Annotated in this window: 8 protein-coding genes and 4 tRNA genes; 8 read left to right on the forward strand and 4 right to left on the reverse strand. The window is 44.5% G+C overall.

The genetic code is table 11. The features are described 5' to 3' along the window. Positions 1 to 497 precede the first annotated feature (497 nt). From R7P69_RS19530 to nspC, 7 genes are all read left to right on the forward strand, one after another. Positions 498 to 571: transfer RNA gene (locus tag R7P69_RS19530), tRNA-Cys, on the forward strand. Positions 572 to 607: 36 nt separating this feature from the next. Beyond that, positions 608 to 683 (forward strand) — tRNA-Gly (locus tag R7P69_RS19535). Between the two features lie 77 nt (positions 684 to 760). Next, positions 761 to 847: transfer RNA gene (locus tag R7P69_RS19540), tRNA-Leu, on the forward strand. Between the two features lie 13 nt (positions 848 to 860). Further along, positions 861 to 936: transfer RNA gene (locus R7P69_RS19545), tRNA-Gly, on the forward strand. A gap of 897 nt (positions 937 to 1,833) precedes the next feature. After that, positions 1,834 to 4,710: a pyridoxal phosphate-dependent class III aminotransferase gene (locus R7P69_RS19550; RefSeq protein ID WP_238952025.1), complete on the forward strand. Its 2,877-nt coding sequence runs from the start codon at positions 1,834 to 1,836 to the stop codon at positions 4,708 to 4,710. 18 nt (positions 4,711 to 4,728) lie between these two features. Continuing rightward, a complete protein-coding gene (locus R7P69_RS19555; protein WP_238952024.1) occupies positions 4,729 to 5,973 on the forward strand; it encodes a carboxynorspermidine synthase in 1,245 nt (414 codons plus the stop codon). 103 nt (positions 5,974 to 6,076) lie between these two features. Beyond that, positions 6,077 to 7,210, forward strand: a complete 1,134-nt coding sequence (nspC, locus tag R7P69_RS19560) for a carboxynorspermidine decarboxylase (RefSeq protein WP_054577687.1) — start codon at positions 6,077 to 6,079, stop codon at positions 7,208 to 7,210. A 77-nt stretch (positions 7,211 to 7,287) separates the two neighbouring features. Here the strand turns inward: nspC and R7P69_RS19565 are convergent, their stop codons facing one another. Next, positions 7,288 to 7,800 carry a glycine cleavage system protein R gene (locus tag R7P69_RS19565; RefSeq protein WP_005376814.1) on the reverse strand — a complete coding sequence of 171 codons (513 nt, stop codon included), beginning with the start codon at positions 7,798 to 7,800 and terminating at the stop codon, positions 7,288 to 7,290. Between the two features lie 221 nt (positions 7,801 to 8,021). Beyond that, entirely contained in the window at positions 8,022 to 8,924 is a 903-nt protein-coding gene (locus tag R7P69_RS19570) for a DUF3943 domain-containing protein (RefSeq protein ID WP_005376815.1), read from the reverse strand. A 191-nt stretch (positions 8,925 to 9,115) separates the two neighbouring features. On the opposite strand from R7P69_RS19570, the gene R7P69_RS19575 reads away from it, so the two are divergent. Beyond that, entirely contained in the window at positions 9,116 to 10,348 is a 1,233-nt protein-coding gene (locus R7P69_RS19575; protein WP_047103272.1) for a CinA family nicotinamide mononucleotide deamidase-related protein, read from the forward strand. Between the two features lie 96 nt (positions 10,349 to 10,444). Here R7P69_RS19575 and yfaE read toward each other — a convergent pair whose 3' ends face one another. Continuing rightward, positions 10,445 to 10,726 (reverse strand): class I ribonucleotide reductase maintenance protein YfaE, encoded by a 282-nt coding sequence (gene yfaE / locus R7P69_RS19580; RefSeq protein WP_005376817.1) that lies wholly within the window; start codon positions 10,724 to 10,726, stop codon positions 10,445 to 10,447. Then, positions 10,726 to 11,859 carry a class Ia ribonucleoside-diphosphate reductase subunit beta gene (nrdB, locus tag R7P69_RS19585; protein ID WP_005376818.1) on the reverse strand — a complete coding sequence of 378 codons (1,134 nt, stop codon included), beginning with the start codon at positions 11,857 to 11,859 and terminating at the stop codon, positions 10,726 to 10,728. Before nrdB ends, yfaE begins: the two co-directional genes overlap by 1 nt. Positions 11,860 to 11,940 lie beyond the last annotated feature (81 nt).

Consider the following 11,940-nt stretch of genomic DNA (forward strand, 5'->3'; position numbering starts at 1 on the left):
ATTGGCGCTGGACTAAACAAAGGCCCCCTTTTAGGGGGCTCACACAAAGCCACCTTCTTTAGAAGGTGGTAATTTACATCTAAGACAATCTACAGCATTTTTGGCTTCTCTCGCTTTTCAATGCTTGCTAACGGCCATGTTTGCAATTTGTATCTGGGGCTTTTGCTTCGATAGAGTTCTATTTGTGATCTAAGTCTTGTTTTTGTCCTTGGAGAGTCTTAGAGAGGCGAGTCTTCTGATTATTAATACTTCAATGCACGCAACGCACGGCCAGCAGTGTAAGGCGTAGCCAAAGTTTTATGATAAACAAGTGTATTTAAGCGATTTTTAGTATTAAAACTAAGCAATCCATCGTCTTTCGCACAAATTCTAGTCAAACGATTTAAAAAAATAAAAATAGTGTTGACTCGATCGCTCGAATCCGTAGAATGCATCCCGTACCCAAGAGAGCACGGCTCGAAAGGGTGGTGAAAAAGCTTATCTTTATTCACAAATGAGGCGCCTTGGCAGAGTGGCTATGCAGCGGATTGCAAATCCGTGGACCTCGGTTCGACTCCGGGAGGCGCCTCCATTATTCTTTTGAGAGCGAATGGCTTTCGAGAAAAATGCGACACTAGCTCAGTTGGTAGAGCGCAACCTTGCCAAGGTTGAGGTCACGAGTTCGAACCTCGTGTGTCGCTCCAAATTTTATTGATATGGCATTGGCGATATCAGATGGTGTTTTACTTTTCTGTAAAGGCATCACAAAGAATATTTGTGTGCCCTGGTGGTGGAATTGGTAGACACAAGGGATTTAAAATCCCTCGACGTTCGCGTTGTGCCGGTTCAAGTCCGGCCCGGGGCACCATCTCATATTAAATGCGACACTAGCTCAGTTGGTAGAGCGCAACCTTGCCAAGGTTGAGGTCACGAGTTCGAACCTCGTGTGTCGCTCCAGATTTAAGGCCTAACATGAAAATGTTAGGCCTTTTTCGTATTTTTTGAAAATCTCAAACTTCTTTTCTGTCACAGACTTCGTTAAGTAACGAACCCTTTGTCTCATTGACTCAAGTGATTGTTCATTCTGCCATTGCAAAGCATCTTAGCCATTCCTACTAGTCTATGTTTAAACCATCACTTGTGGAGAATAACCACTCTTGCTCCAGGCAAAGCTGTGACGAGAATGCTATCTTTTTAAATGTTCCGGATATAGAAAGGAATGTTTTACGATTAAGCAGCACAACCTTAAACCTCTGTTGGATGAGGTGATGATATCTCAAGAATATTTGTTTAAATAACAGCTGTTTGAGAGAAGCAGAAAAGCTTAGCTCATGAATATGAACATGCGAGTTTCGATGGGGTATGTTTTGTTGTGATTTACATCACTGTTACTAATATGAAAAATCGTTGCCAGAAGATTTTATTTTGTGATAAATTCGCGCGCAATCTCGGAGCGTAATTAACAACGTTTGATCTCTGGGGGATACGCGTAGTGACCATTCAAGCTGATTGTGACACTGCGTAGGGTAGGTATCGGCAAAGCCTTTTGTCGATAGACGGGATACTAATGCTGTAAACGCGGCATATTAATGGGAAACCCAACATTGAAACCTTTGAATAAACACACACTAATCAGCTTCATACTGCCGAAATGTCCTGTTTTACAAAACGGGTGCATTACAGAACCTTGATTAATCCCTTTTACATATAAAGTCGCGAGTATCGTGGCGGATGATCTGTATTTGTCATTTATGCACTGACAAATGCGGAGGGGTATTCACACCTCCTGTAATTTCATTCTAATGATTATTAATACAGGATATAGAATTATTATAATTCAAGGGATTATGTAGTATGAGCACTGCCTTTGAAGTCGATAGCAATATCGCAAACATTTTTTCGTCTCAGGTTCCTATCGTTGAGGGAACGTATGACTTAACGCCAGATCAAGTATTGATTGATCAGGCTGAGCATGAATCTGAAGTACGTTCTTATCCACGTCGTTTGCCGATCGCAATTAAACAAGCCTTTGGGTGCTTGGTTGAAGATACGCGTGGACAGATCTTTCTAGACTGCCTTGCGGGGGCAGGCACTCTAGCTTTGGGGTATAACCATCCTGAAATAAACCAAGCGCTGAAAGAACAATTAGATTCAGGACTGCCATATCAGACGCTAGATATTGCAACATCAGCAAAAACGACGTTTATTCAATCTGTTAAGTCTTTTCTTCCTCAAGAGTTAAGCGAGAACAGCGTTATCCAATTTTGTGGCCCGTCTGGAGCTGATGCGGTTGAAGCTGCTATCAAGCTCGCGAAACAGACTACCGGTCGCAACACTATGTTTGCCTTCCGTGGCGCATACCATGGTATGACTAATGGTACGATGGGGATGATGGGTAACTTAGGCACCAAAGCTCGTCGAACTGGTTTGATGTCGGATGTGCACTTTATGCCTTTCCCATACAACCTGCGTTGTCCTTTTGGGCTTGGCGGTGATGAAGGTGCAAAAGCAAGTATTCGCTATATCGATCGTCTTTTAAACGATGATGAGTCAGGCATTATGAAGCCTGCCGCAATTATCGTGGAGCCAGTGCAAGGTGAGGGTGGTGTTGTTCCTGCGCCAGCATTCTGGCTACGAGAGTTACGTCGTATTTGTGATGAACACGGTATCTTACTGATCTTCGATGAGATCCAGTGTGGTGTTGGTAAAACTGGCTACAATTTCGCGTTCGAAGAGTCGGGCATTGTTCCAGATATTCTGTGTTTATCAAAAGCAATTGGCGGTGGATTACCAATGTCGCTATTGGTTATCAACAAGCAACATGATACATGGAAGCCGGGCGAGCACACAGGTACATTTCGTGGTAACCAGTTAGCCATGGTCTCTGGTGCGAAAGCATTAGAAATTATCCAGCGTGATAATCTTGTTGAGCATGCCAATATTGCGGGTCAGTACTTGCGCTACGGCCTTGAAAGTATTCAAAAGCGTGTGAACTGTATCGCAGAGGTTCGTGGCAAAGGTTTGATGCTAGGCGTGGAGATTAAAACCCCAAACGGTGAGCTCAATAAATTTGGTGAACCTCAAGCGGATAGTGAACTCACACTTTCTATTCAACGCGCAGCACTCGAGCGTGGCTTGATCGTTGAGAAAGGTGGCCGCGAAGGCGCAGTAATTCGTTTCCTTCCTCCTCTTATCATCTCGTTTCAGCAAATCGACTTTGCTTTACGTGTATTTGAAGACGCGATTTTAGCCGCTGGCGGTAGTCACATCGAAACTCAGCCACAAGATGAATGGAAGAAGCATTTCATCCACACTGGAGAGATGGGCAGCAATGAATTTGCTTCGGTGATGAATCACACTACTACGGCAATGAAGTCAGTGTTTGAACAAGTGACTGCACCGTATTCAGGTATGGATCCAAAAGCATTGGAAGCAGCGATTCACGACGTTGATCTTGATAATGGAAATGCACCTCTTAAATCCGTTATCGACGATGCTGCTGAGCTGGTCGCGAAAAACGCAATTTTTACTCAACATCCAGATTGTATTGCTCACCTACATACTCCACCGTTGATGCCAGCGATCGCGGCAGAGGCAATGATTGCGGCTTTGAACCAGTCGATGGACTCATGGGATCAAGCTTCATCAGCGACTTATGTTGAACAGAAAGTTGTGAACTGGCTATGCGATAAATATGAGTTAGGTGCAAAAGCGGACGGTATCTTCACGAGCGGCGGCACGCAAAGTAACCAAATGGGTTTGATGCTTGCGCGAGATTGGATTGCTGACAAACTCAGTGCACACTCAATTCAAAAGCTTGGCCTTCCTGAATACGCAGACAAGCTACGTATTGTATGTTCGAAAAAGTCCCACTTCACGGTTCAAAAATCAGCGTCTTGGATGGGATTGGGTGAAAAAGCGGTCATGACTGTCGATGCTAATGCCGATGGAACGATGGATGTCACTAAATTAGACGAAGTTCTCAATCAGGCCAAAGCAGAAGGTTTGATCCCATTTGCCATTGTTGGTACAGCGGGTACAACGGACCACGGTGCTATTGATGACTTAGACTTTATCGCCGATATGGCAGCGAAACATGACATGTGGATGCACGTCGACGGTGCATACGGTGGAGCTCTGATTCTAAGTAGCCAAAAAGCGCGTCTGAAAGGTTGTGAGCGTGCACATTCCATCAGCGTAGACTTCCATAAGCTGTTTTACCAAACCATCAGTTGTGGTGCGCTATTGGTAAATGACAAGTCTAACTTTAAATTCCTGCTTCACCATGCAGACTATTTGAACCGCGAACACGACGAACTACCGAACTTGGTGGATAAGTCTATTGCGACAACTAAGCGTTTTGATGCGCTCAAAGTGTTTATGACGATGCAAAGCGTAGGGCCAAAAGCCCTAGGCGATATGTATGATCATTTGCTTGAGCAGACGCTTGAAGTGGCGGACATGATTCGAGAAACCAAACACTTTGAGTTGTTGGCTGAACCATCACTATCTACGGTTCTGTTCCGCGCGACAAATGAATCAGCGGATCTTGATGAACTGAACAAAACGTTGCGCTTAGAAGCGTTAACACGCGGTATTGCGGTATTGGGTGAAACCATTGTCGACGATAAAACTGCATTGAAATTTACGATTTTGAACCCGTGTCTGACGACGGCGGACTTTGAATCTTTGCTCTCAAAAATCAATACGCTAGCGGCAGAGCTAGTTTAACAAAGGTAACGGAAAACTATGGCAATTCTACAGATTGGTGCAGGCGGCGTTGGCTGGGTAGTTGCACATAAAGCAGCACAAAACAACGACGTTCTGGGTGATATCACAATCGCATCACGTACCGTAGGTAAGTGTGAGAAAATCATCGAATCGATTCAGAAGAAAAACAATCTGAAAGATTCAACTAAGAAATTAGAAGCGCGAGCGGTAAACGCGGACGACGTAGATTCTTTAGTTGCTTTAATTAAAGAAGTACAACCTGACTTAGTGATCAACGCAGGTCCTCCTTGGGTGAACATGTCTATTATGGAAGCATGTTACCAAGCTAAAGTGTCATACCTTGATACATCTGTTGCGGTTGATTTGTGCTCTGAAGGCCAACAAGTACCTCAAGCTTACGATTGGCAGTGGGGTTACCGTGAGAAGTTTGAAGAAGCGGGCATTACAGGTATTCTTGGTGCTGGTTTCGATCCGGGCGTAGTATCGGTGTTTGCCGCATACGCAGTGAAGCATCTGTTCGATGAAATCGATACTATCGACGTAATGGATGTAAACGCAGGCGACCACGGTAAGAAGTTCGCAACTAACTTTGATCCAGAAACGAACATGCTTGAGATTCAAGGCGATTCGTTCTACTGGGAAAACGGCGAGTGGAAACAAGTACCTTGTCACTCACGTATGCTTGAGTTTGAATTCCCGAATTGTGGTTCACACAAAGTGTACTCAATGGCGCACGACGAAGTTCGATCTATGCAAGAGTTCATCCCGGCGAAACGCATCGAATTCTGGATGGGCTTTGGTGACCGTTACCTAAACTACTTCAATGTGATGCGCGACATCGGTCTACTCAGCCCAGATCCACTAACGCTTCACGACGGTACGGTTGTTCAACCTTTGCACGTGCTAAAAGCACTACTACCAGATCCAACATCACTCGCGCCAGGCTACACTGGCCTAACGTGTATCGGTACTTGGGTTCAAGGTAAGAAAGATGGTAAAGAGCGCAGTGTATTTATTTACAACAACGCTGATCACGAAGTCGCATACGAAGATGTTGAACACCAAGCTATCTCATACACCACTGGCGTACCAGCGATCACTGCGGCTTTGCAGTTCTTCCGTGGCAAATGGGCAGACAAAGGCGTGTTCAACATGGAGCAGCTAGATCCAGACCCATTCCTAGAAACCATACCATCTATTGGTCTAGATTGGCATGTTCAAGAACTGGAGCCAGGACAACCTGTTATCCATAAATTGAAGTAAGAATTTAGCGACTCTTATTTGTACGTTTAAGCCGATGCACTTGCGTCGGCTTTGTTCGATTTTATAGTGTCTTTGCTAAGGCGAAGGGACGTAAGGTATCAAAATGCAACAAAACGAACTAAAAACGCCATACTTCATGATCAATGAAGACAAGCTGATTGAGAATCTAGAGAAAGCAAAACAGCTAAAAGACATCTCTGGTGTGAAGCTTGTATTAGCACTGAAGTGCTTCTCAACATGGGGTGTATTCGACATCATCAAGCCTTACCTAGACGGAACAACAAGTTCTGGCCCGTTTGAAGTGAAGCTTGGCTACGAAACGTTCGGTGGTGAGACACACGCATACAGTGTGGGTTACAGCGAAGATGACGTTCGCGATGTGGCGGACATCTGTGACAAGATGATCTTTAACTCTCAGTCACAGCTAGCGGCTTATCGTCATATTGTCGAAGGTAAAGCATCGATTGGCTTGCGCCTAAACCCAGGTGTGAGCTATGCAGGGCAAGACTTAGCAAACCCAGCGCGTCAATTCTCTCGTCTTGGGGTTCAGGCTGATCACATCAAACCGGAAATTTTTGATGGTATTGATGGCGTAATGTTCCACATGAACTGTGAGAACAAAGACGTGGATGCGTTTATCGGCTTACTCGATGCTATTTCAGATCAGTTTGGCGAGTACCTAGATAAGCTGGACTGGGTGAGCATGGGCGGCGGGGTATTCTTCACATGGCCGGGTTATGACATCGAAAAGCTTGGCCTAGCGCTGAAAGCGTTTGCTGAAAAACACGGCGTGCAAATGTACCTAGAACCGGGCGAAGCGATCATTACCAAGACGACTGACCTAGTGGTCACTGTGGTTGATATCGTTGAGAACGTAAAGAAAACCGCGATTGTGGATTCAGCAACAGAAGCACACCGTCTTGATACGTTGATTTACGACGAGCCTGCATCGATTCTAGAAGCGTCTGAAAATGGTGAACATGAGTATGTGATCGGCTCGTGTTCATGCCTTGCGGGTGACCAGTTCTGCGTGGCGAACTTTGAACAGCCGCTAGAAATTGGACAACGTCTGCATATTCTTGATAGTGCGGGTTACACCATGGTGAAATTGAACTGGTTTAACGGTCTACGTATGCCGTCGGTCTACTGTGAACGCTCGAATGGTGACATTCAAAAACTGAATGAATTTGACTACTCTGATTTCAAACGTTCACTATCTCAGTGGTCAGTGAAATAAGACGTATCGCGCCATAAGCACCAAAAGAGCAGCTTAATCGCTGCTCTTTTTATTGGGGAAACGATAACAGTACGTGATTAACTCTCCACAATCACACGAGTGTCTTCACTCAGAGATTCTAACTCATTGGCTATGTCTTCAATTTCTAGCTCGCTAGGCAGTTTTATCGCCATTTTAGCGCTGAATAAGCTAGAGCTTACCCCTCCGCCTCCAGCAATGAATACACGCTGACAATCCATATCTAAAATTGAGATACCTTGATTATCGAGAACGTGAGTAATTTCATTCACAATACCCGCTCTATCGTTGGCATCTAAACGAAGTTGGAAGATAGTGTCTTCACGATATGAATGAGGCTCAGAGTCGACGAACCTAACAACAAGAGTCTGACAAGAAGAGAACGCCTGTTTAACGATGTCGGCATTTTCTCTTGGAAGCTCTACTTTGATGACACCTGCAACTTGGTCTTCGATAAAGTTTACTTTGCTGATCAGCCATTTCCCGCCGTTTTCGTGTGTGATTGCAGCGAGCTCTTTAATCGTGGCGGGTGACGCTTGTCCGACAAAATTAACAATAAATACGGTGTTCATAATGTCCCCTCCTGGAATCAAGGTTTGGACGCAGTACGAATAAACGTGCTACTTAAGTTATTGGAATAAATCCTTTTATTTAGTGTAGGTGCTAAGGGCGGGTAATGTTTGATGAAAGTCAATTTTTAACACTAATTCGTGATGCAAATAATTAAAACAATGTTCAGAGCACAAAAAAGCAGCCATCGTAAGGCTGCTTTTTACCGAGTATCAACTTAGGATTAGAAGGTTACTTTTAACTCGACACCATAAAATTGACTGTCATAGTTTGCGCCTGCGTCCATGGCGAATTTTGCAACATCTTGGTTTCCAAACCAAGGTGATGAATTGAATTGTAGTTCTGCACTACCGCCCCATGCATCAGTTACCCAATAATGAATATGTCCAACAGGGTTTAAGAAGAAGAGCGAAACATCACCTGCGGTTTCAGAGCCCATAACTTCGCCGCCGTTTGCAATAATGTCTTGCTCAGCCGTTAACATCATTTCACCAACAACAGCACCAAAGAATGGTGTGATAAAAATATCCTGCCAAGATGGTACTTCTGCGAACGCCTCCACGCCATACTCCCAAAAGAACGTCGACATAGTTGCGGAGTACAAAAACGACTGAAATTCATTATAGCCAGCGTGACGTGCTGCCGTGTAGTAAACGCCGCCAAAATATGGGTGCATGATGTAGTTGAGGACATGTTCATCGCGATCCCAAACGGGGCCGTCAGAGACATTATCTTTCCACTTTTGCCCCAACTTACTCATGTCTCGGTCTTCTTCGTCCCATTTGGTGATACTTTCTGGAAGAAAAGTCATCATGCCTACGGTCGCGATACTGAGACCTAGAATGGTGTAGGTTTGACCCATCAGGTAATCCCAGTCTTTATCTTGAGGGATGATGAGATGTTTAGGCTGAAGCCCTGCGTCAAGGTTTAGCGAATCATCATTATTCTGTTCATACATAACACCGCGATTTTGAGCCTCGAAGGTGTACAGAGTCGTCGTTTCGCAGTAACCTGACAAGCAATCAGGTGTGTAAGAAAACTCTGTATGACGGCTTAGGTCATAGTGACTTGCGTGCGCAAGCGCTGACGAAGCCAAGCAAAGGCCTGTTAGAGTCGTCTTGAACATGGATGATTTTGACACAAAGGTCTCCGAGTTAATGGTGTATGTTCGGGCTCGTAATTATCCCTCAAAACATCAATCATTTAAACACTTGACCCTTATTTAGTCCCAACAAACCTCGGCGAGATTTGTCCAAATAAAAAGAAAAATAAGCGCTATAACGAAAATAGGATTGTGCTTACGTTCAGGAGTCAGTTGTGAAAATAGCAATGCTTAGTACTGGTGAGGAAGTCCTCCACGGTGATATTGTTGATACTAATGCGGCATGGTTGTCTAGCCTGTTTTATCAACATGGATTTGGCTTAACAAAGCGCTCAACGGTTGGTGATAGCCTATCGAGTTTGGTTGAAGAGTTTTTAATGCTCAGCTTTAACAACGATGTGGTTATTGTTAATGGTGGTTTAGGCCCTACAACGGATGACATGAGTGCTGCCGCCGCCGCGAGAGCCGCCGATTGTAAACTGGTGCTATTCAAAGAGTGGTTACAGCATCTAGAAAGTTTGTATGCTCGACGTGGCATCCCTATGCCGGACAGTAATTTAAAGCAAGCAATGCTGCCAGAAACGGCAGAGATATTGGACAACCCGATAGGCACTGCTTGCGGTTTCAAAATGCTGATTAATGATGCCATTTTTTATTTCACACCGGGTGTACCAAGTGAATTTAAGCTCATGGCAGAGACGCAAATTCTTCCCGATCTGAGAAGAGTGTTTCCCGATGTTCAAGGCTCATGTTGTAGTCGAATCTACACGTTTGGTCTGTCTGAATCAGGTATTTCAGATAAGCTAGATCAGCTAAAACTTCCTCAAGGCTATGAGCTAGGGTATCGCTCTTACTTGCCTTTTATTGAAGTGAAACTTTTTGGTCCTTCAGATCAGATTGAACAGCGTTTGAAACTAGTACAGATAATTAATAAACACCTTGAGAGTAATACCGTTAGTATTGACTTACCTATGGTTGAAAATGTCGGCCAGTTGTTGGTCGATAAAGGACTAACGGTGTCGACCTCCGAAAAAAGTAGCGGAGGATACTTAACGTACTGGCTAAACGGCGATGAAAACGCTGAAAAGCAACTAGGGCATGGTTGGATACTACCGAGCCTGACTCAAGCGATGGCCAACAGCGGAGATCCATTAGCAGAGACGTTTGCTCTGGCTGGCGCTACGCGAGAGAAGTGTGGGACGGATTTATCACTCGTTACTGGCCATATTGAAGAGGGTGTTTTTTCCGTCGCTTTATCGACACCGTCAGGCGAGTGGGGAGCATTATATAAACTCTCGAAAAAGTATCAGCGCAATGATCAAGTTAAAGTGATCAGCACGGCAGCTCTAGACTTGTTGCGTCGCTACCTAGAACGTAAACCGATGTTTGCGCATTATGCATTTTTAGAGAAAGTTAAAGAGATGCACCTCCCGAGCAGTGCTTTATAACCAAAGCTCTATACAGTAGTCTGAGAGACAAAACACAGAGACAAAAAAGCCAAGGTGATTGCCTTGGCTTTTGCATTTTATACCGTCGAGTCAACGTTATGCGCGCTGCTTTTCTTTCATCGCGTAGTTAACGCCGCTAAGTGACAAATCTGATTTTGCTTTACAGATACAAGGTAATATTTCATCACTTTGTGTGTAAGCCATGGCAAAACCAACATACTCCACTTCACCAGACTCCAATTTGCAGCGACAGGCGCCGCAGTGTCCATCACGGCAGTTGTATTCTGGTAATAGGCCAGCTTGCTCCATTGTTTCCAAAATCGTATTGGAAGGGTTGGATTCAATGCTGATCAGTTTGTTGATTTTGAGTGTTGCCATTACAGCTCGAATCCTTCGAAGTCATCTGCGCGAACTTCATTGTCAATTTGACCCACAAGGTAAGAAGAGATTTCTGCTTCTTGAGGCGCAACTTGAACGTTATCTGAAGACAACCAAGCGTTAATCCATGGAATTGGGTTGGTTGTTGCTTCTGGATACGCTGCTGGTAGACCTACCGCTTGCATACGAATATTTGTGATGTATTCAACGTATTGGCTTAGGATGTCTTTGTTTAGACCGATCATAGAGCCATCTTTGAATAGATACTCTGCCCACTCTTTTTCTTGCTCAGCCGCTTCTTTGAATAGGTCAAAACAGTCCTGTTTTGCCTCTTCTGCGATTTGCATGAAAGTGAAGTCATCTTGACCGTTACGTAGCAGGTTGATCATGTGCTGCGTGCCGTTTAAGTGAAGTGCTTCGTCACGAGCGATCAGCTTGATGATTTTCGCGTTACCTTCCATTAGTTCGCGTTCTGCGAAAGCGAAAGAACATGCGAAACTGACGTAAAAACGAATAGCTTCTAATGCGTTAACAGACATCAAACAGATGTACAGCTTCTTCTTAAGATCGTACAGACTAACCTTAACCGTTTCACCGTTAAGGACATGCTCACCTTCACCGTAGCGATGGTAATCATTCGTCGCTTGAATCAAATCGTCGTAGTAGTGCGCGATGTCTTTTGCACGCTTCAGAATGTGCTCGTTCTCAACGATATCATCAAACACTACAGCAGGATCGTTCACGATGTTACGAATAATGTGTGTGTAAGAACGAGAGTGAATCGTTTCAGAGAAAGACCAAGTCTCAATCCAAGTCTCTAGTTCTGGTAGAGACACAAGCGGCAGCAGTGCCACGTTAGGGCTGCGGCCTTGGATAGAGTCAAGAAGCGTTTGGTACTTCAAGTTAGAGATGAAGATGTGCTTCTCGTGATCTGGCAGTTTGTTGTAATCGATACGGTCGCTAGATACGTCTACTTCTTCTGGACGCCAGAAGAAAGAAAGTTGTTTCTCGATAAGTTTTTCGAAAATCTCAAACTTTTGTTGGTCGTAACGTGCAACGTTTACTGATTGACCTAGGAACATTGGTTCCTTCAATTGGTCATTCTTTTTTTGGTTAAAAGTACTGTAAGCCATAATGCCTCAATTCCTTTTAAACCTCCCCGTAAGGGGGAGGTTATCGATAGTCTGTCTTTACGGGTTCGCTAGGTACGGGAA

It is taken from the genome of Vibrio sp. 661 (assembly GCF_033339315.1).
Taxonomy (GTDB): Bacteria; Pseudomonadota; Gammaproteobacteria; order Enterobacterales; family Vibrionaceae; genus Vibrio; species Vibrio alginolyticus.

What these genes read in the sequence shown, in the direction of transcription:
- R7P69_RS19550 (WP_238952025.1), top strand. Translation starts at nt 1,834, where the DNA reads ATGAGCACTGCCTTTGAAGTCGATAGCAATATCGCAAACATTTTTTCG.
- R7P69_RS19555 (WP_238952024.1), top strand. Translation starts at nt 4,729, where the DNA reads ATGGCAATTCTACAGATTGGTGCAGGCGGCGTTGGCTGGGTAGTTGCA.
- nspC (WP_054577687.1), top strand. Translation starts at nt 6,077, where the DNA reads ATGCAACAAAACGAACTAAAAACGCCATACTTCATGATCAATGAAGAC.
- R7P69_RS19565 (WP_005376814.1), bottom strand. Translation starts at nt 7,800, where the DNA reads ATGAACACCGTATTTATTGTTAATTTTGTCGGACAAGCGTCACCCGCC.
- R7P69_RS19570 (WP_005376815.1), bottom strand. Translation starts at nt 8,924, where the DNA reads ATGTTCAAGACGACTCTAACAGGCCTTTGCTTGGCTTCGTCAGCGCTT.
- yfaE (WP_005376817.1), bottom strand. Translation starts at nt 10,726, where the DNA reads ATGGCAACACTCAAAATCAACAAACTGATCAGCATTGAATCCAACCCT.
- nrdB (WP_005376818.1), bottom strand. Translation starts at nt 11,859, where the DNA reads ATGGCTTACAGTACTTTTAACCAAAAAAAGAATGACCAATTGAAGGAA.